The sequence below is a fragment of the Caecibacteroides pullorum genome (genome assembly GCF_019239235.1).
In the GTDB taxonomy this organism is placed as follows: Bacteria; Bacteroidota; Bacteroidia; order Bacteroidales; family Bacteroidaceae; genus Bacteroides; species Bacteroides pullorum.
On the sequence record NZ_JAAZTS010000014.1, the window covers coordinates 58,172 to 77,014 of the forward strand.

At 48.9% G+C, this 18,843-nt stretch carries 17 protein-coding genes; 7 read left to right on the forward strand and 10 right to left on the reverse strand.

The window, feature by feature from the left end:
* Positions 1-200: 200 nt before the first annotated feature.
* Together trxA and HF894_RS10235 are read left to right on the forward strand one after the other, a co-directional pair.
* Positions 201-515, forward strand: a complete 315-nt coding sequence (trxA, locus tag HF894_RS10230) for a thioredoxin (protein ID WP_021847774.1) — start codon at positions 201-203, stop codon at positions 513-515.
* A gap of 90 nt (positions 516-605) precedes the next feature.
* Entirely contained in the window at positions 606-941 is a 336-nt protein-coding gene (locus HF894_RS10235; RefSeq protein WP_021847773.1) for a hypothetical protein, read from the forward strand.
* Positions 942-1,107: 166 nt separating this feature from the next.
* Here HF894_RS10235 and HF894_RS10240 read toward each other — a convergent pair whose 3' ends face one another.
* The 5 genes from HF894_RS10240 to HF894_RS10260 all read right to left on the reverse strand — a co-directional run bounded on the left by HF894_RS10240 (position 1,108) and on the right by HF894_RS10260 (position 4,509).
* On the reverse strand, positions 1,108-1,326 hold the full coding sequence (locus HF894_RS10240) for an immunity 17 family protein (protein WP_021847772.1): 219 nt from the start codon (positions 1,324-1,326) through the stop codon (positions 1,108-1,110).
* Positions 1,327-1,334: 8 nt separating this feature from the next.
* Positions 1,335-1,760: a tRNA (adenosine(37)-N6)-threonylcarbamoyltransferase complex ATPase subunit type 1 TsaE gene (gene tsaE, locus HF894_RS10245; protein WP_021847771.1), complete on the reverse strand. Its 426-nt coding sequence runs from the start codon at positions 1,758-1,760 to the stop codon at positions 1,335-1,337.
* A 26-nt stretch (positions 1,761-1,786) separates the two neighbouring features.
* Positions 1,787-2,614, reverse strand: coding sequence for a metal ABC transporter permease (locus tag HF894_RS10250; protein WP_021847770.1), 828 nt, complete (start codon positions 2,612-2,614; stop codon positions 1,787-1,789).
* Positions 2,615-2,679: 65 nt separating this feature from the next.
* Positions 2,680-3,111 carry a phospholipase gene (locus HF894_RS10255; RefSeq protein WP_204972161.1) on the reverse strand — a complete coding sequence of 144 codons (432 nt, stop codon included), beginning with the start codon at positions 3,109-3,111 and terminating at the stop codon, positions 2,680-2,682.
* 156 nt (positions 3,112-3,267) lie between these two features.
* Positions 3,268-4,509 (reverse strand): 3-phosphoshikimate 1-carboxyvinyltransferase, encoded by a 1,242-nt coding sequence (locus tag HF894_RS10260; protein WP_204972163.1) that lies wholly within the window; start codon positions 4,507-4,509, stop codon positions 3,268-3,270.
* Between the two features lie 234 nt (positions 4,510-4,743).
* Here HF894_RS10260 and HF894_RS10265 point away from each other — a divergent pair, with 234 nt between their 5' ends.
* Positions 4,744-5,949 (forward strand): multidrug effflux MFS transporter, encoded by a 1,206-nt coding sequence (locus HF894_RS10265; RefSeq protein ID WP_204972166.1) that lies wholly within the window; start codon positions 4,744-4,746, stop codon positions 5,947-5,949.
* On the opposite strand, the gene HF894_RS10270 is transcribed toward HF894_RS10265, so the two are convergent.
* Positions 5,916-6,308: an A1S_2505 family phage non-structural protein gene (locus HF894_RS10270; RefSeq protein ID WP_204972176.1), complete on the reverse strand. Its 393-nt coding sequence runs from the start codon at positions 6,306-6,308 to the stop codon at positions 5,916-5,918. The two genes, HF894_RS10265 and HF894_RS10270, sit on opposite strands and share 34 nt — an antisense overlap.
* Positions 6,309-6,465: 157 nt before the next feature.
* Here HF894_RS10270 and tpx point away from each other — a divergent pair, with 157 nt between their 5' ends.
* The 3 genes from tpx (at position 6,466) to HF894_RS10285 (ending at position 13,394) form a co-directional block, all read left to right on the forward strand.
* On the forward strand, positions 6,466-7,014 hold the full coding sequence (gene tpx / locus HF894_RS10275) for a thiol peroxidase (RefSeq protein ID WP_075319144.1): 549 nt from the start codon (positions 6,466-6,468) through the stop codon (positions 7,012-7,014).
* A 206-nt stretch (positions 7,015-7,220) separates the two neighbouring features.
* On the forward strand, positions 7,221-10,007 hold the full coding sequence (locus HF894_RS10280) for a glycoside hydrolase family 2 protein (protein WP_204972168.1): 2,787 nt from the start codon (positions 7,221-7,223) through the stop codon (positions 10,005-10,007).
* 21 nt (positions 10,008-10,028) lie between these two features.
* Positions 10,029-13,394 (forward strand): DUF5107 domain-containing protein, encoded by a 3,366-nt coding sequence (locus tag HF894_RS10285; RefSeq protein WP_204972170.1) that lies wholly within the window; start codon positions 10,029-10,031, stop codon positions 13,392-13,394.
* 12 nt (positions 13,395-13,406) lie between these two features.
* Here HF894_RS10285 and HF894_RS10290 read toward each other — a convergent pair whose 3' ends face one another.
* From HF894_RS10290 to HF894_RS10305, 4 genes are read right to left on the reverse strand one after another with little or no spacing between them, the layout of a single operon-like run.
* Entirely contained in the window at positions 13,407-14,288 is an 882-nt protein-coding gene (locus HF894_RS10290; protein ID WP_021847763.1) for an AraC family transcriptional regulator, read from the reverse strand.
* A gap of 38 nt (positions 14,289-14,326) precedes the next feature.
* Positions 14,327-15,091, reverse strand: coding sequence for a UDP-2,3-diacylglucosamine diphosphatase (locus tag HF894_RS10295; RefSeq protein ID WP_021847762.1), 765 nt, complete (start codon positions 15,089-15,091; stop codon positions 14,327-14,329).
* A gap of 20 nt (positions 15,092-15,111) precedes the next feature.
* A complete protein-coding gene (locus tag HF894_RS10300; protein ID WP_204972172.1) occupies positions 15,112-16,257 on the reverse strand; it encodes a TlpA disulfide reductase family protein in 1,146 nt (381 codons plus the stop codon).
* A gap of 18 nt (positions 16,258-16,275) precedes the next feature.
* The gene (locus HF894_RS10305) at positions 16,276-16,587 is read right to left on the reverse strand and encodes a metal-sulfur cluster assembly factor (protein ID WP_021847760.1); all 312 of its coding nucleotides are present in this window, start codon (positions 16,585-16,587) and stop codon (positions 16,276-16,278) included.
* Between the two features lie 514 nt (positions 16,588-17,101).
* On the opposite strand from HF894_RS10305, the gene HF894_RS10310 reads away from it, so the two are divergent.
* A complete protein-coding gene (locus HF894_RS10310; RefSeq protein ID WP_204972174.1) occupies positions 17,102-18,565 on the forward strand; it encodes a VapE domain-containing protein in 1,464 nt (487 codons plus the stop codon).
* Positions 18,566-18,843 lie beyond the last annotated feature (278 nt).

The following is an 18,843-nucleotide window of genomic DNA, read 5'->3' on the forward strand; positions in this document are numbered from 1 at the left end:
AAAATTAAGCAAGCTTATTTTTTTTGCTTTCGACTTTCACTATCTTTAGATAAGATAGGATACGGTTCGGCATAACCAAATTGAAAATTACATTTTCATTTGTTTATGCTCTCACCTTTCACTATCTTTGCCCATGCAATCGGTTAAGAAATGATTGGATAATAAATTAATAATAATCAATAAATTAAAAGCTTAAGACAATGGCATTGGAGATTACTGACAGCAATTATCAGGCAACGCTCGCAGAGGGAAAGCCTGTAGTGATAGATTTTTGGGCACCGTGGTGCGGACCTTGTAAGATGGTAGCTCCCATCATCGAGGAGCTGGCAGCCGAATACGAAGGTAAGGTACTCATTGGTAAGTGCGATGTAGACGAGAACGGTGATGTAGCTGCCGAATTCGGTATCCGCAACATCCCTACCGTGCTGTTCTTCAAGGACGGCAAGCTGGTGGACAAACAGGTGGGCTCCGCTCCCAAATCGGCATACGCTGCCAAGATTGACGCTTTGTTGTAAATCATAGTCAGAAGGCTGCAAATGTGGACGCATCCCGTACAGGGGGCGGTTGCATTTGTGGCCTTTGTCACTTTAAAATCATTCAATAATATGGGAACAGTAGACGAATTCTTGCAGGATGATCTGGATGACGAGAAGACCATCGAGTTCATCAAAAACTATTTGCCGCAGGATCTGAAGGAGAAGTTTTCCGACGACGAACTGTATTACTTCCTCGACGTGATAGACGAGTATTATGTAGAGAGTGGAATCCTCGATGCACAGCCCGATAAAGATGGCTATATCGATATCGATCTGGAGAAGATTGTGGACTACATCATCAAGGAAGCCCGTAAGGACGAAATGGGTGAGTATGACCCCGAAGAACTGCTTTTTGTCGTTCAGGGTGAGATGGAATATACCGACTCATTGGGCGGCAACGAATAAGCCGACATTTTCCCTTTTCCGTTCATGCCGTGCTTCGTCGCTTTCTGACGAAGCACGGCATGACGTTTTCATGAAGCACTTCCTTAGGTAGTCATAAAGCACTTCCTGAGAGGGTGAGAAAGCACTTCGTCAGAGGGTGACGAAGCACTGTCTCAGCAGGCCTGTCTTATGCTGGTGGTGTGTTCAGTACGAAGAACACAGCCGTAGCTATCAGAATCAGTCCCAGTATGCCGTAGAACAGGCGGGCCTGGCGACGTCCCACGTTACGCACGACGAACTGTGTGTTGCGCGCCGTGAAGAACCAGTCCCAGTCCAGCAGGGCTGCCAGCAGACTGACGATGCCTGCCGTGGCAAAGATGCCTTGTATCAGATATTGGCTGGCCATGGCGACGGTCAGGCTAATTCTTCCAGTGTCAGGCGGCGTGCGCCGTTCTCTACCTCTTCGATGGTTACTTTCACCGTATTGCCCGGCAGCAGCTCTTCAATCAGTTCAGGCCATTCGATGAAGCACACGGCACCGCTGTAGAAGTAGTCCTCGTATCCCATATCGTACACTTCTTCGAGCTTTTTGATGCGGTAGAAATCGAAGTGGTAGATAAGCTCTCCGGCAAGGTCGGAACGATATTCGTTGACGATGGCGAAAGTGGGTGATGTGATGACATCGCTCACGCCCAGCTCCTCGCAGACGGCTTTGATGAAGGTGGTCTTTCCGGCACCCATCTTGCCATAGAAAGCAAAGACGGTATTGTCGCCCATGGCCTCGACAAATTGGCGGGCGGCTTCGTGAATCTGGTCTAATGATTGGATGTTGATTTCCATTGTATGATTCTTATTTTAATGTATGGTTATAATCTGTTTTGCTTCTTCAGGTTGGCGATGTAGAGGCTTTTCCCCGTCTTGCATACGGCATAGATAAGGATGGAGAAGAAGATGATGGACGCTCCCGAAGGCACGTTCAGGTAGAACGACAGCAGCAGTCCTCCCAGGCAGCTGAGGTAGCCGATGCCGATGGATAGCCAGATGATGCGGTGGAAACGGTGTGAAAAGAGATTGGCCGTCATCTGCGGGATAGTGAGCAGTGAGATGACCAACACGATACCTACCATGCGCAGGCAGGCCACGATGGTCAGGGCGATGAACAGCATCAGGGCATATTCGAAGAACTCTACGGGCAGTCCTTGTGAACGGGCGAACTCGCGGTCGAACGCGATGCTGACAATAGGGCGCAGGTAGAGGCCAAAGAATACAGCTAAAACAACCGATAGGACACCTAATAATGCGATATCACTGGCTGTAATGGTCAGGATGTTACCGAAGAGGTAGGCCGAAAGGTCGGGTGCAAAGCCGGGCGACAGGAAAGTGAACATGATACCCAGCGCCATTCCCAGTGTCCAAAATACCGCAATGGCCGAATCTTCGCGCATGTCTTTGCGCTTGCTGAGCCATTCCACGCCGAAGGCCGACAAAACGGCAAACAGGGCAGCGGATAGAATGGGCGAGATCCCCGTGTACAGCCCCAGTCCGATACCGCCGAACGAGGCATGTGTCAGTCCACCACTAATAAATACCAGCCGCCTCGTCACGATGTACGTACCCACCAGTCCGCAGGCAATACTTGCCAGCAGGCTGCCCAGCAGGGCGTGTTGGAAAAATGTATATTGTAACAGGTCCATGTTTTTAGCAGCTTTTTTTAGTGGTTAATAATAACTATCGGCCTTTATCTTCTCTACCTCCTTTACTACTTCTTATGCGGATTGGCTCTCAGTTCTCCGACAACGAGAAAGACTTCGTCCTTCAGGTTGTCCGGCAGAGCAATCCCGCGGAGCTGCAGGCTGCGTACCCATCCGGCTACGTCTTCGGCCTGCATGGTGTAGAATACGTCGCGGAACTCCTCCTCCTGTTCAGCTGTATAGGAGTCGCCGGGCGTGCCGATGTATTGGTCCAGTTCTTCGTCGTCGTAGTATTCTATTTTCTTGCTGACGGCAGCCAGGAGGCTTTCCTTTTCGCACACTTCGTGCTGTCCGCAACATTCCGAGTCCACTTGCACGGTTTCGGGCATAGCTTCCAGTTCGCCGCTTTCCACTTGTTTGCGTAAGCGGCGGTTGCGTATTACTCCGGCTACAGCTGCTACCACAGCCAGGACTATCAGACTAACGATCAGTATCCACATACCTTATTTATATATAGCTTTGCAAAGGTAGTGCAAACTTAGAGAAGCACAAAGCGAAAACGAAGTTTTCAAGCTTTTGATTCCGAAGTGAAGTAAAGATACACAGATTTGGGGCACGACGAGGCCGGATGTTCTAAAATAGCGGAAACCTGTTGTTTATCTGCTTTCGGGATATGCCGTAATGCCGAATCCTGCTGCCTGCAAGTCGTCCCAGTAGCGGGGATAGGACTTGCTCACCACCTGCGGCTCGTTGATGCGGATGCTGGGGCAGACGAGACAGGCAGGAGCGAAAGCCATGGCCATGCGATGGTCTTCGTAGGTATCTATGCCGGGTTGTTCGTCGGCAGGGCACCGTTCGCCGTCCCACCACAGGATACTGTCTTGTTCGGCGTGTATCACGTAGCCCAGTTTCCTCAGTTCGGTGATAAGGGCACAGATACGGTCAGTTTCCTTGATTTTAAGGCTTTGTAGACCTGTAAAGCGGAAAGGAACGTCCAGCAGACAGCAGGTTACGACGAATGTTTGGGCCAAGTCGGGGATATCCACCAGGTCTTCATCCAGACGTACGACGGGATGTCCTTGCTTGCGGAGCTTCACGCCTTGTGGAATATATTCCGTCTGTACACCCAGTCGGGCAAAGAGTTCGGCACCACGGCTGTCGCCTTGCGCGCTGTTGGCAAAGAGTCCCAACAATTCTACCTCAGGAGAACCGGTCGCCAAGGCTGTCATTTGGTACCAGTAGGAGGCTGCGCTCCAATCGCTTTCCACACGGAAAGGCGTGTCGCGGTAGCCGCCGGGTGTCACGTCGATGCTGCTTTCCGATGTCCATCCGGCTTGTGCGCCGAAGTCGTGCATCAGTTGCAGCGTCAGGTTGATGTAGGGACGTGAGATGATATTGCCCGTTAGCCGCAGTTTCAGTCCCACGGGTAGCACGGCGCCTATCATCAGCAGTGCCGAGATGTATTGCGAACTCACGTTGCCCGCCAGTTCGATTTCGCTGCCCGTCAGCTGGGTGCCGTTGATGCACAGGGGCGGAAAGCCTTCATTGCCAGCATAGTCGATGCGAGCTCCCAGTGTACGCAGGGCGTCTACCAAGATGCGGATGGGGCGCTGCTGCATGCGTTCAGTGCCGGTGATGGTGTGCGTGCCCGGTGTCACGCAGAGGTAGGCGGTGAGGAAGCGCATGGCTGTGCCGGCGGCGTGGATGTCTATCACGTCGGGCATGTGGTCCAGGGCACGTATCATTACTTGTGTATCGTTGCAGTCGCTCAGATTCTCAGGACGTGTGCTACCTCCCGATAGAGCATGCAGGATCAGTGCGCGGTTGCTGATGCTCTTCGAGGCGGGCAGCTGCACGGTGGCGTACAGCGAGGCGGGGGCGTTGAGTAGGTATTGCATGTTGTGGTTCTTGCTTTGGTTTGATGGATGCAAAAATAAGAAAAGTAGAAAGTTGAGACAAATAAATCTGTCTCAATCTGCATGATTCCTGGTGCTCACTCGGACGGAAATGCCCTTGGCTTGTTAACTTCTGAAAATGTTTTCCAAAAAGGGTGATAGGCAGTGGTACGTGGTGTTACAGGTTGCAGGAATTCATGGTAACTTTGCCACGCTTTTCTAAGAGATTATAGATATATGGTAAAAGAAAATTCCAAAGTATTCTTGTTGATATTGCTGGGTATGCTGACCGCTTTCGGTCCGTTTGTCACCGATATGTACCTGCCCAGCCTGCCCTCGATGGGTGATTATTTCAGTACCACGTCCTCGATGGTACAATTGGGTCTGACGACCAGTATGATTGGCTTGGCTGTGGGGCAAGTGTTTTTCGGTCCTTTGAGCGACCGTTATGGACGTCGTTTGCCGTTGCTGGTAGCCATGTGGTTGTTTATCATTTCTACTTTATTGTGTCTGTTTTCGCAGAGTATCGAACAGTTTGTTGCTTTTCGCCTGCTACAGGGTATTGCGGGTGCGGGTGGCATTGTTATTTCGCGTTCTGTAGCGACGGACAAGTTCTCCGGTCGCGAACTGGCCAAGATGTTGGCGGTTATCGGGGCGATCAATGGGGTAGCTCCTGTGGCAGCTCCTATCGTGGGCGGGCTATTGACTGACCTAATAGGTTGGCAGGGTATCTTTTGGATTTTGTTCGGATTGGGCATTCTGCTACTGGCTGGTTGTTGCCATTTTCGGGAATCGTTGTCCCACGACCAACGTTCGGCGGAGCAGTGGACTGATACGTTCCGTAGTTTCGGTATTGTCCTGCGCGACCGGCGCTACGTCTGTTACGTCCTTCAGATGGCCTTCGCTCAGGGCGTACTGTTTGCCAACATCGCTTCCTCGCCTTTCATTGTACAGCAGCATTATGGGTTTTCGGCTTTTGCTTTCAGCCTTTGTTTTGGTGTCAATGCGTTGGCTATTGGAATCGCAGCCGCTTTGTCGGTCAAGTTCCACCGACCTGAAAGCTGCACGTTGGTGGGTTGTTGTGGTATGGCCGTCATATCGGTACTCCAGTGCGCAGCTCTTATGTCGGGTTGCAGTTTTTGGGTTTACGAGATGCTGATGTTGGGCTTACTGTTCAGTATGGGTATGACGTTCACCTCGAGCACAGCTTTGGCCATGGAGAGTCAGCGCGAGAATTCAGGTACGGCTTCGGCACTGCTCGGTGCCGTATGTTTTGCTGCGGGCGGTATTGTTTCGCCTTTGGTTGGCATGGGCAATATCCTTTCGTCCACAGGCATCGTTTTCGTGGTCTGTGCTTTTTGTTCGCTGGTGTGCATTCTGGTGGCTTTGGGGCGTCGGCGTACGCGCCTTTACTTCGCCTTCAGTACCTCCCAGAAACGTTGAGGCAGGTGGATATTCGTTATGCCGACAGCCTCTTTAAAGAGCGGGGCTATTTCGTTTGGCGTAAATCCGGCGATACCACAACCTATTTCCGTGACAAGGAACGTCAGTTCGGGATGTTCTTGGGCGCAACGGATAAAGTCGTCGACGTAAGGCTTAATTTCGGCAGGTCCTCCGTGCATGGTCGGGATGCCGTAAGTCTGTCCTTGTAGGCCTGCTCCTTGTCCCCATACAGCTCCCCACTTTTTCCAAGCCAGTAGGGCGGCACCTCCGCCGTGGGCTCCTTCCAGGTTACTGCCGAAAACGAATATCTCGCCGGGCTTCAGCTCGGTGATGCGGGGGGATGTGATTCTTGTTTCCATCATCTTGTCGGGTTTTGGTATGAAACAAAGATAGGCAATTCTTACAGGATATGCAACCAAATGTTGTATGAGTTTGTTGTATAGGAAAAAACTGTTTTGTGATATGAATACTGTAAAAACGATGCTGGGCCTGTGCGCCGTCCTGACGCTGGGCCTGATGCCGCTGCAAGCGGTTGCGCAGAGTGGAAGTCCTGCACGGGAGAGAGGAGAAGTGGTCATCTGTCGCGGAGTGGAAGCTCATACCTGCGGCCCGATGGTGAAGGTGGGGCAGGAGGCCCCCGACTTCCGGGCGGTGAATGCCGCGCTGGAGGAAGTCAGCTTGTCTTCCTATCGGGGCAAGCGTTTGATACTGAATATCTTCCCTAGTCTCGACACACCGACATGTGCCCTGTCTGTCCGTCAGTTTAATGCTCGTGCTTCGAAACTGGAAAATACTGTCGTGCTCTGCTTGTCGATGGATTTGCCTTTTGCGCAGTCTCGCTTCTGCACTACCGAGGGGTTGGACAATGTTGTGCCGCTCTCGCTGTTCCGTAGTCGCGACTTTGTGGAAGGTTACGGGCTTCGCCTCGCCGACGGTCCGCTGGAGGGGCTGATGGCACGGGCAGTGGTAGTGATTGATGAGGATGGTAGGGTGATTTACACTCAGCTGGTTAAGACTATATCTGACGAGCCCGACTATGAGGTTGCATTGAAGGCGCTTCAGTAAGAGATGACACCCATATTTTATTATTTGGATTTAATGAAGGAGGCTGCTGAGGTCTCCTTTTTTGTTGGAAAGTTTGTGCGTGGCCTGATTTATTTGTCCTCTTTTTGAAAGTCCGTGGAATATTACATCAATTCAAATAAATATTCCATTTCCTTTCCGCTTTGTTTCTCTTTACTTTGCAGTCAGAAACAATATCTATTTTTATCATGAAAAATATATTTATTTTTATGTTTGTTGTGCTGCTGGTATCTTCGTGCGGCGAGAATGTTGGCAGGATTGATTTGGCCGGGAAATGGACTGTGCGTCTGGATAGTGCTGATGTCGGGATACAGGAAAATTGGCCTGGACGCTGTTATGAAACGGCCATCATGCTCCCTGGTACTACCGATATGGCAAAGTTGGGGACAAAGACTATGCTGAAACCTGCTTTGGAGAAACCACAGTTATTGCATTTGACTCGTGCCTATAGCTATGTTGGCCCTGCCTGGTATGCTCGTGAAGTGGAGATTCCGGCAGAATGGAAAGAGAAAGATTGTTTTCTCCATTTGGAACGAGTACTTTGGGATACGCAGGTATGGGTGGACGGTATTAAGGTGGATGGACACGAGGAAAGTCTGGTTTCACCACATTGTTATAATCTCACTTCTTATTTGCAGAGTGGAGAAAAACATTTACTGACCGTACGGGTTGACAATCGCAAACGTTATGATATTTCGGTTAACGACTTGGCTCATGCTTATACGAATGCTACACAAGTGATGTGGAACGGTATCTTAGGCGATATGTATATAGAGGCCGTTGATAAAGTTCGTGTGGATGATGTACAGATTTATCCGGATGTCGCTTCCAGATCAGCCAAAGTTGCGGTAACGGTCTGTAACTCCGAAGATGTGCAACAGGAGGCTATGCTGGAACTGTTGGTTTTAGGAGAAAAAGATGGGAAAGAATATGGAATAGCCAACAAGAAAATTTCTGTTGGACCGGGAAAAACATTGGTAGAGTTGGAGTGTACTTTGGATAAGGATGCTCCGTTGTGGAGTGAATTTACTCCTAATCTTTATTGTGCGAATGTGGAACTGAAATCAGAAAAAGGGACGTCGTGTGTTTCGGAAAGATTCGGTTTACGCCAAATTGCACAGGCTGGAAGTTGTCTGATGTTAAATGACAGGCCGATTTTCTTGCGTGGAACATTGGAATGTTGCATTTTCCCTTTGACCGGTACTCCGCCTACAGACGAGGAAGCTTGGCGGGAACTCTATTCTTCGGCTCGTGAATATGGATTGAACCATCTTCGTTTTCATTCTTGGTGTCCTCCTGAAGCAGCTTTTAATGTTGCTGATGAAATGGGCTTCTATCTTCAGGTTGAATTGCCGGTGTGGAGTGTAACTTTAGGAAGTGATTCTGCTACGATTGATTTCCTTCGTGCAGAGGCGAGTCGTATTCGGAAAGAATATGGGAATCATCCGTCGTTCTGTTTTTGGAGTTTGGGCAACGAATTGCAATATGATTTCCAGATTATGGCATCTTTGTTACAGGAAATGAAGAAGGCAGATGGTCGTCATCTGTACACAACTACTTCGTTTACGTTTGAAAAAGGACATGGAGAATGGCCAGAACCGGACGACGACTTTTTTGTAACACAATGGACCCGCAAAGGCTGGGTACGGGGGCAGGGTGTGTTCAACGAGGAATCCCCTTCATTTGAGAAAGATTATCGCAGTTCGGTGGAAGGTATGCAAGTACCATTGGTCACACACGAGGTCGGGCAATATTCCGTATATCCCGATCTGACAGAGATTCCTAAATACACCGGTACGTTGATTCCGCTGAATTTTATGGCCGTGAAGCAAGATTTGGAGCGGAAAGGATTGATAGAGAAGGCACCTCAATATTTACAGGCATCTGGAAAGTTGGCTGCTATACTCTATAAGGAAGAGATTGAACGTGCTTTGAAGACATCAGGTGTCAGCGGATTTCAGTTGCTTGATTTGCATGATTTTCCTGGGCAGGGTACGGCATTGGTCGGGCTGTTGAATGCTTTTTGGGAGAGTAAAGGCATTATTCAAGGACGTGAATTCCGAGAATTTTGTGCACCAGTGGTTCCATTGCTTCGTTTTCCCAAAGCTGTCTATACGAATAATGAGTTTTTTGTGGCAAAAGCCGAATTGAGTAATTATGGTGTGGAGGAACTGAAAGACAGAACATTGGTTTGGGAAGTGAAAGACGCAGGAAAGTCGGTTGGAAAAGGTCGTATTGATGTTGCAGACCTCAGGATGGGACATAACGAGAATTTGGGTGAAATCGTATTACCTCTGAATAGTATAACCAAAGCCTCAAAGTTGGAGGTCTGCTTGTCGTTGGAGAACTCGGAGTATCGTAATTGCTGGAATATCTGGGTTTATCCTTTGGAGATAGAACTCAACTGGGGAGATGTGAAATATACCCGAGACTACAATACCGCCATGCAATGGCTGGTAGAAGGAAAGAAGGTCTTATTCAATCCTGATTGGCATACGTTGAGAGGTATTGAGGGCAAATTTGTACCTGTTTTCTGGAGCCCGGTTCATTTCCCCAATCAGGCAGGTACGATGGGGGTACTCTGTAATCCGTCTCATCCGGCTTTGTCAGACTTCCCTACGGATATGCATACCGACTGGCAATGGTGGGATTTGAATATAAATTCTACAACAATGATTGTGGATAGTTTGAATGGCGGATCTCCTATTGTAGAAATGGTGGATAATTTTGTCAATAACCGTCGTCTGGCTTCTTTGTACGAAGGTGGTGTCGGTAAAGGAAAACTGATGCTGGCTACGTTTGATCTACAGACTGCTCTCGACAAACGTCCGGTGGCTCGTCAGATGTTGGCCTCTATTCTGAAGTATATGAATAGTGCAGCCTTCGCACCGTCCCGAATGGAGGGATTGGACAAGATGAAAGATGTGTTTGGGACGGCAGACAATCAAAAACAATCGGCAAAAGGAATTTATTAGGTTACAATTAACATATAAATTATGGAAGCAATAACAGAATATCTGACACGAAGTACCGTAAATACTTCGGAAGTAAAGGCTTGGGAAGAAGTCGTGATGTTGCCTACTTATGGAATTGGTAAGGAAGAAAAGAATCCGATTTTTCTCGAAAAGCGTGTCTATCAAGGTAGTTCGGGTGCGGTCTATCCTTATCCGGTAGTAGAAAAAATAGAGGATGAGAAACACGACCGTCCCTGGCGTGTATTCTTCATTGAGAATGAGTATATCAAGGTAATGATTTTGCCTGAACTGGGCGGACGTATCCAGATGGCATACGATAAAGTGAAGAAACGTCACTTTGTTTATTATAATCAGGTGATTAAACCTGCGTTGGTTGGTCTGACCGGTCCTTGGATTTCAGGAGGTATCGAATTCAACTGGCCACAGCACCATCGCCCCAGTACCTATTTGCCGACCGATTGCATGATTGAGGAGTTTCCGGATGGTAGTAAGACGGTGTGGTGCAGTGAGGTGGAGCGTATGTTCCGGACAAAAGGTATGGCAGGTTTTACTCTTTATCCGGGCAAGGCTTATATTGAAATCAAAGCAAAGGTGTACAACCGTACTCCATTCCCACAGACATTCCTGTGGTGGGCCAATCCGGCCGTTGTGGTGAATAAGGATTACTATTCGGTGTTCCCACCTGATGTGAATGCCGTCTTCGATCATGGAAAGCGGGCTGTGTCAAGTTTCCCGATTGCTACCGGCGAATATTACAAGGTAGATTATTCGGCAGGTGTGGATATTTCCCGCTACAAGAATATTCCTGTTCCGACTTCTTACATGGCCATCAATTCGAAGTACGACTTTGTTGGCGGTTACGAGGAACATATCGAAGCCGGACTCCTCCATGTGGCAGACCATCACGTGAATGCCGGCAAGAAGCAATGGACGTGGGGTAACGGTGATTTTGGACAGGCGTGGGACCGCAACTTGACGGATGAAGACGGACCTTATATTGAACTGATGACCGGTATGTATTGCGACAATCAGCCGGACTTCACGTGGCTTCAACCTTACGAGGAGAAGTCTTGGGTACAGTATTTCATGCCTTATCAGAAAGTTGGCCTGGTGAAGAACGCCACTCGGGATGCCTTGATCAATCTGCTTCCCGAGGGAGACGGACGGATGAAGGTCATCCTCTATACGACGGCTGCCCATCGCGAAGTGCGTGTCATGCTGACTAATGTGGAAAATCACCGTATTTATTTGGATACGCTTACAGCGGTTTCTCCCGAGCATACTTATATGCAAGTGGTGGAATGCGACACGCAGAAGGCTGAAGACTTAAAATTGGTTGTGTTGGATGAAAAAGGCAACGTGATGGTAAGTTATCAGGCGGATAAACCTGAGATCAGACCGATACCTGAGCCGGCTAAGGCTGCGCTCGACCCCAAGCAGATAGCCAGTATGGAGCAGCTCTTCCTGACCGGACATCATCTGGAGCAATATCGTCATGCCACGTACCAGCCGTTGGACTATTATATGGAAGCCTTGAGTCGTGACGAGAGCGACATTCGCTGCAATAATGCGGTCGGTTTGCTGCTGATGCGTCGTGGACGTTTTGCCGAGGCCCAAAAATATTTTGATCGTGCCATTAAGACACAGACGGAACGTAATCCAAATCCTTATGACGGTGAACCATATTATAACTTGGGTTGGAGCAAGAAGATGCAGGGTGATATAGACGGCGCTTATGACGCTTTCTTCAAAGCTACCTGGAATGCAGCTTGGCAGGATGCCGGTTATATGGGACTGGCTCAGATCGACATGATTCGAAAGGATTATGAAAGCGGATTGGATCATATAAACCGTTCGCTTTATCGCAACTGGTTGAATCATAAGGGACGTCAGTTGAAGACTTCCTTCTTGCGGAAGACAGGTGATTATACCCGTGCAATGGCATTGGTTGATGAGTCCTTGTCGATGGACCGCTTCAATATGGGATGCCGTTTTGAAGCCTATTTGATTAAAAAAATATTGGGTAAGATGGAAGAGGCAGCGGCCGTGAAGCAAGATTTGAAGACGTTGATGCGCGGTGCTGTTCATAGTTATATCGAATATGCCATTGATTATGCTTCGGCCGGCATGTATGATGAGGCTTTGCAATTGCTTTCTTTTGTGACAGAAGATACAGAGAATACGTATCCGATGGTATATTATGCATTGGGTTACTTCTCTTCGAAAGCAGGAAAGAAGGATGAAGCATTGGCTTACTATCAGAAAGCAGAACAGATGTGTCCGGATTATTGTTTCCCCAATAAACTGGAAGAAGTCTTGATGTTGCAGGATGCCATGACTTTGAACCCGACAGGAGCCAAGGCTCCCTACTATTTGGGTAATTTCCATTACGCCGTTCGTTGTTACGATGATGCTGTGACATGTTGGGAAACGTCGGTTGCTCTCGACGACCGATTTCCGACGGTATTGCGCAATTTGTCTTTAGCTTATTACAACAAACAGCGCAATCCTCAAAAGGCACGTGAAGCTTTGGAGAAAGCCTATAGCCTTGATACGACTGATGCACGTATCCTGATGGAACTTGACCAGTTGTATAAGAAACTTCGCTATCCGCATCGTCAGCGTCTGGATTTCCTGGAAGCTCATGCGAACGAAGTAGAACAACGCGATGATTTGTGTATTGAACGTATCACGCTATATAATCAGCTGGGCGAATACCAGAAGGCTTACGACTTGATTAATGCACGCAAGTTCCATCCGTGGGAAGGTGGTGAAGGCAAGGTTACAAGTCAATATGTATTCTGCCGTGTGGAGCTGGCCAAGCAGGCATTGGCGGAGAAACGCTATACTGATGCCGTACGGCTTTTGAAGGAAACAGAAAAATATCCCGATAACTTGGGTGAAGGAAAACTTTCGATGGCCGAGGAGAATGATATTCATTATTGGTTGGGATGTGCTTACGAAGGACTGGAAGACATGGATCAGGCGAAAGCCTACTTTGAACGGGCAACTAAGGGTTCGGCAGAACCGGCTATCGCGTTCTTCTATAACGACCAGCAGCCGGACAAGATTTTCTATCAGGGACTGGCTTGGCGCAAATTGGGTGAGGAAGACAAGGCGCGCAGCCGTTTTAACCGTCTTATCAAGCACGGCGAAAAGCATCTGTTCGACAGGGTCAAGATTGATTATTTTGCCGTTTCGCTTCCTGATCTGCTGATTTGGGATGATGACTTGAATGTCCGTAACCTTATCCATTGCAATCTGGTAATGGGACTTGGATACCTGGGATTGGGCGATAAGGAACAGGCACGTCGGTTTCTGTCTGAAGTGATAGGCCTTGATATCAATCATCAGGTAGGACAACAGTTACTGAAAATGTGTGAATAATTTATATGTGTGTCATCCCTTCTTCTTCATGCGGTATTCTTTAGGAGACATGTGCATGTATTTACTGAATACCTTTGAGAAGTAGTAGGGATCGCTGAAGGACAGTTCGAAGGCTATTTCCTTAGCCTTCTTGTCCGTAAAGTCCAAGAGCTGGCATGCCTTCTGTATTTTCAGCTGATTGAAATAGCTGATGGGAGACATGCCGGCTTTTTGGGTAAATACGGTACTCAGGTATGCGGGCGAATAGTTTACGCTCTGTGCGATGTCCTCCAGTGTGAGCTGCTTGTTCAGGTTGGCTTTCATGAAGTTGATAACCTTCTGCATGGTGTCTTGTGTTTGTGGCTTGTTTATTTCTCTGAATTGAGGGATGTATCTGAAGCTTCCCAGCAGGTACCATAGGCAGAGGGTGATATATTCCAGATTTTCCACACTGTATCCCATCTCCAGATTTACCAGGATTTCATTGAACAGGCGAATGCGGTCGTCGAATCGGGCGGAAGGTGAGTCATCGATATGACTGGTCCGATTGAACAGTTCGGCAAAGAGGCAGCTTTTTTCGCCGGCAAAATGTACCCAATAGATACTCCATGGGTGTTGGGCCGATGCGACATAGGTGTGAGGCGTACCGGCTTCGATGATGAAGAACTGGTTCTTTTTTATGAAACATCGACCTTTTCCGATGTCATACCAGCCTTCTCCTTCGTGACAATAGATCAGAATGTGTTGTTCACTGCCTTCTTCCCGTTGCCGATAATGGTTCTCCGCATGGGGATAGTAGCCGATATCGGTCGGATAGAGCAGGCTGGTCATGGGATTCTTTTGCACCTTGAGGAGAATCTCTTGAGGAATCACAATGGCCTTTTCATTGGGAAATCCGTCTTTCTTCTTTTCCATAAAGGATGTCAGTTTTGTCAGACAACGTTTCTATTTTGTCAGGGTTTTGTTTCGCCTTCGATGTAGTTTTCCAAAAACAGGTGTTCACCATCGAATACGGCGTACGAGAAGTAGTTGATCCAGTCGCCCAGAATGACGATACGCGATGAGGCGTTCAGCATCAGGTCCAACTCGATGTGGCGATGCCCGTAGATGAAAAAATTAATGTTGGGGTGGCTCTTGAGATATTTTTTGGTATAGAGCACCAGTGGTTCGTTGTTTTCGCCCATATAGTCAGGTTCCTTGCCGTCCACCCGTTTCAGGCGGCTGTGCTTGGCCCATGTCAGTCCCAGTTCCACACTCCAGCGGGGATGAAGTGCGGAAAACAGGGTTTGCAACGTATGGCTGTGGAAAACGGCACGCAGAAACTTGAATTTACGGTCGGGGTCGCCCAGTCCGTCACCATGGGCCAGATAGAATTCCTTGCCATGGATTTCTGTGGTCAGCGGCTTACGGTGCAGGATGACGCCGCACTCCTTCGTCAGGTAGTCGCCGCACCAGATGTCATGGTTGCCCGTAAAGAAGTGTACTTCCACTCCGAGGTCCGTCAGTTCGGACAGCTTGCCCAGAAAGCGCGTGTAGCCTTTGGGCACCACCAGCTTGAATTCGTACCAGAAGTCGAACATGTCGCCCAGCAGATAGACGGCCGAAGCCTTGTGCTTGATGCTGTCCAGAAAGTTCACCAGCCGGCGTTCTTGCGTACGGCCGTGCTCTATGGCACGCGAACCCAGATGGGCGTCGGAGAGGAAATATACATTCTTCATAAGGCGTATTCGTTAGGTTTTTATTTGAACAGTTCGTCCAGGTATTTGTAGAAGGCGGGATCTTCGCCTACCACAATCTTGGCTACTTTGCCTTCGGGGTCGATGACAATCTTGGTAGGATAGCCTTGTATGCCATATTTCACCGTGATGTCTGCCTCGTCCGTATTGCGCACGTGCAGCCAGGGCAGTTCATGCTTCTCTACGGCTGCTTTCCATTTCTCTTCCGTATCGTTGCAGTCCACACCCAATATCTCCATGCGGTCCTTATATTTTTCGTAGTATTTCTTCATGTCGGGGATACCTTTGATACACCAACCGCACCAACTTCCCCAGAAGTCCAGTACTACATACTTGCCGCGCAGGGACGACAGGGTGAGGTCTTTGCCTTGGAGATCTTTCAGCGTAAAGTCAGGGGCTGTGACGCCTTCGACCATATTTTTGCGCGCTTCTTCGCGGGCTTTCTGCCGCTCGATGGCTTCTTTCATGGCCTTGTAGAGGGGAGCCATCGGGCCGTTCTGTGCCTTTTCGCCGATGAGGTCGAGCAGGTCACTCGCGGTTTTGCCAAAGTCGGATATCAGATAGACGGAGATGTCTTCGTCAGGGTGCTGGCGGATGTAGTCTTCCTTTACTTTTTTCATGTCGGCATTGATCGGCTCATAGATTTGGCGCAGGGAGTCGAGGCGTTGGGGTGTCAGTGTGCCATCACTTTGCATGCCCATGATGACTTGTGTCACCTTGTGCATCTCGTCCTCATAGGGCTTGTACAGGGCCCGCACTTCTTCGTAGGCCTGGTGGAAAGCATTGCCTTTCATGTGGTAGTCGTCCATCGAACCGCTTACTTCCACCGTTTCGCCGGGGAAGGTTACAACTGTGATGGTTTTGCGAAGTGATGCGGCGGCGGCTCCGTTACGGGGTTGGGCGTAGAAGAAGGCCTCCATCGGCACGCTGTCGTTCTCCAGCTGGCAGGTGAAGCTTCCGTTCTGCAAGGCGATGGTGTCGCGGTGTATCGTGCTGCGGCTTAAGTCCGATACGGCAAAATAGTTCACAATCAGGGTATCGCTCTCTACGCCGGCCAGTGTGCCGGTGATGGTCGTTTGTTTCTGATCAGGCTGGCAGGCGCAGAGCAGTGCCGTACAGGCCAGCAGGCCAAGTGTTTTCTGTTTCATGATATGCTGTTGTTTTTGTTATAAGAATCCCAGTTCTAGTTTAGCCTCCTCGCTCATCATGTCCTTGTCCCATTCGGGTTCGAAGACCAGGTTGATGGTGGCCGAGGCCACACCTTCGATGCTCTCTATCTTTTGGCGGATATCCTCCATAATGAAGTCGGCCGCCGGGCAGTTGGGCGCCGTTAGCGTCATGTCGATGCTGACGTTGAAGTCGTCCGTCACGTCAATTTTGTAAATCAGGCCCAGGTCGTATACGTTTACGGGTATTTCGGGGTCGTACACGGTCTTGAGCATCGCCACTATCTTTTCTTCTATTTCAAATTTAGTCATAATCTTGCAAAACTTGTTTCAAGAGCAAAACTACACTTTTTTTGTGAAATCACAAAAGGGAAGTGGTGCAAGGACGGTTGGAAAAATATTTTGCAGGCTAAAGTCCATAGTTGCGTCCGCCAAGTTCATGTTTAGCGAGCTAAAGTAGGTGTTTAGGAACGCAATATCGGTAGTGAGTAATGGATTGCCCTAATCAGGTTTCAATCCTTCATTTGTAGTGTAATCTGTTGCAAGAAAGGGACGTAGGTTGAAAGATAGAGTTTCACGGCGGTGTTCATTGTCTTCGGCTTGTACGGTAATGTGGCATCTTGATCAATATGGTTGTTTCAATATAAGTATCTTATTATCAGTTGTCTGTGGTGAAATCACATTAGGGGAATCTTTGAAATCAACTTGTGAAAGCAATGCAATGTTGATTTCCGTTGATTATGGTTGATTATCGTCCGTTATTTACGTTGAAAAACTTGACTTCGCCTTTTTGATGTCGTATCTTTACGAGAAAAAGAATACACCTATGAATCTGATTTGTCAACTGAGAAATTTCTTTTTCCGTGAAGAACCATCCGCTTCGTCGTACGACCGGCTGCTTGCCGATCTGAACCGTGCCTGTTCCCGCTTGCCCGAAGGACAGGCCTTTCTCGTGACAGGCGACGGCGAGTTCACCGTCCGCCTGACTTGGAAACCGCAACAGGCGAGCCCTGAAAAACGCATGTTCAGTCTGAACGGACAGGATGAAGTGACGGAATGGATAGAAGCCGTTCCAACTGCTACGAAAGAGCCCAACCCTGTAGATATAGAAAAAGGGAAAAAGGAACCGAAGCAAAAGCGGATGATGCAACGCCTCTCACGCTACTTGAAGTTGCACTATGCCTTCCGCTACAATCTGCTGACAGAACGAACGGAATATGCCCGTCTGAATACAGAAGCCACGAACAGTGTTCATCATCTTGTTTATAAGCCCGTAGACAATCGGATTCTGAACGGTATTGCGCTCAGCGCCATCGGAAATGGGGTAAACTGTTGGGATCGTGACATCAAGCGATATGTGGAATCCGACCACGTACAAGCTTACCACCCCTTCGAACTCTATTTCACGAACCTGCCTGAATGGGACGGCAAAGACCGTGTGACGGAACTGGCAAGACGAGTATCCGATAAGGACGTTTGGATACGTTCCTTCCACCGCTGGATGCTGGCCGTCACAGCCCAATGGACAGGCTCGGGCAACCGTGGCCGCAGGGCTAATAGTGTAGCTCCGCTTCTGGTCAGCCCCACACAGGGCCTGGGTAAATCCACTTTCTGCCGTATGTTGCTCCCCCAAGAATTGCGTGACTACTTCACGGAAAGCTTCGACCTGGCCAACGCCTCGTCGGCGGAGAACAAACTGGCTTCTTACGGTCTGATTAACCTGGACGAGTTTGATCGTCTTCCCGCTAGCCGGATGCCCCTGCTGAAGAACCTGATGCAAATGGAAGACCTGCGTGTGCGTCGTGCCTACCGCCGTTCAGCCGAAGCCTTGCCAAGAATTGCCTCGTTCATCGGCACGAGCAACCGCCGCGATCTGCTGACCGACCTTTCGGGCAGCCGCCGTTTCATTTGTGTGGAAGTGGAGCATGCCATCGACTGTACGACGCCCATCGACCACGCCCAGCTTTATGCCCAACTCCTGCATGAGTTGAATAACGGCGAGCGCTGCTGGTTCTGCAAGGCCGAAGAGGCAGAAATTCAGGCGGCCAACCGTCCGTTTTACCGCATAACGCCCGCCGAAGAACTTATAAGCAACTGCTTTGTGTTTGCCGAGGCAGGCGAGCAAGGTGCCCGCCTGATGTCTGCGGCAGATATTTATGCCGTATTAAAACAGAAGAATCCCGCTGCCTTGAAAGATTGCTCCTGTACTTCGTTCAGTCGTCTGTTGGCCCAGCTGGGGCAGAGAATACACACAAGGTATGGCAATGGGTATTGGGTGAAGAGGGTATAAATTAATATCGTCTATTAAAAACAAAGACTGCCCACTGAACCATTGTTATGGTTGAGGCAGTCTACCCTGATACCAGATTATTCCTGATAATCTGTGGGTAAAGTAAAATGTGAGAGATAGATTTATAGTTAGTAGAATTGACGGGTAGTTGTAATTTGTTTATATGTTTCACTAGTGTCCCGTTAAAATGGGACGAGTTAAACAATTAATCAAATAGCCCCGGAATAATGGGATTATATAGATCTTTGACATCATTGAAATTAGTCTTGTCGAACAGG

Bases quoted from the DNA above. Each gene is read 5' to 3' on its own strand.
- trxA (WP_021847774.1), top strand. From the start codon at position 201: ATGGCATTGGAGATTACTGACAGCAATTATCAGGCAACGCTCGCAGAG.
- HF894_RS10235 (WP_021847773.1), top strand. From the start codon at position 606: ATGGGAACAGTAGACGAATTCTTGCAGGATGATCTGGATGACGAGAAG.
- HF894_RS10240 (WP_021847772.1), bottom strand. From the start codon at position 1,326: ATGGCCAGCCAATATCTGATACAAGGCATCTTTGCCACGGCAGGCATC.
- tsaE (WP_021847771.1), bottom strand. From the start codon at position 1,760: ATGGAAATCAACATCCAATCATTAGACCAGATTCACGAAGCCGCCCGC.
- HF894_RS10250 (WP_021847770.1), bottom strand. From the start codon at position 2,614: ATGGACCTGTTACAATATACATTTTTCCAACACGCCCTGCTGGGCAGC.
- HF894_RS10255 (WP_204972161.1), bottom strand. From the start codon at position 3,111: ATGTGGATACTGATCGTTAGTCTGATAGTCCTGGCTGTGGTAGCAGCT.
- HF894_RS10260 (WP_204972163.1), bottom strand. From the start codon at position 4,509: ATGCAATACCTACTCAACGCCCCCGCCTCGCTGTACGCCACCGTGCAG.
- HF894_RS10265 (WP_204972166.1), top strand. From the start codon at position 4,744: ATGGTAAAAGAAAATTCCAAAGTATTCTTGTTGATATTGCTGGGTATG.
- HF894_RS10270 (WP_204972176.1), bottom strand. From the start codon at position 6,308: ATGGAAACAAGAATCACATCCCCCCGCATCACCGAGCTGAAGCCCGGC.
- tpx (WP_075319144.1), top strand. From the start codon at position 6,466: ATGCCGCTGCAAGCGGTTGCGCAGAGTGGAAGTCCTGCACGGGAGAGA.
- HF894_RS10280 (WP_204972168.1), top strand. From the start codon at position 7,221: ATGAAAAATATATTTATTTTTATGTTTGTTGTGCTGCTGGTATCTTCG.
- HF894_RS10285 (WP_204972170.1), top strand. From the start codon at position 10,029: ATGGAAGCAATAACAGAATATCTGACACGAAGTACCGTAAATACTTCG.
- HF894_RS10290 (WP_021847763.1), bottom strand. From the start codon at position 14,288: ATGGAAAAGAAGAAAGACGGATTTCCCAATGAAAAGGCCATTGTGATT.
- HF894_RS10295 (WP_021847762.1), bottom strand. From the start codon at position 15,091: ATGAAGAATGTATATTTCCTCTCCGACGCCCATCTGGGTTCGCGTGCC.
- HF894_RS10300 (WP_204972172.1), bottom strand. From the start codon at position 16,257: ATGAAACAGAAAACACTTGGCCTGCTGGCCTGTACGGCACTGCTCTGC.
- HF894_RS10305 (WP_021847760.1), bottom strand. From the start codon at position 16,587: ATGACTAAATTTGAAATAGAAGAAAAGATAGTGGCGATGCTCAAGACC.
- HF894_RS10310 (WP_204972174.1), top strand. From the start codon at position 17,102: ATGAATCTGATTTGTCAACTGAGAAATTTCTTTTTCCGTGAAGAACCA.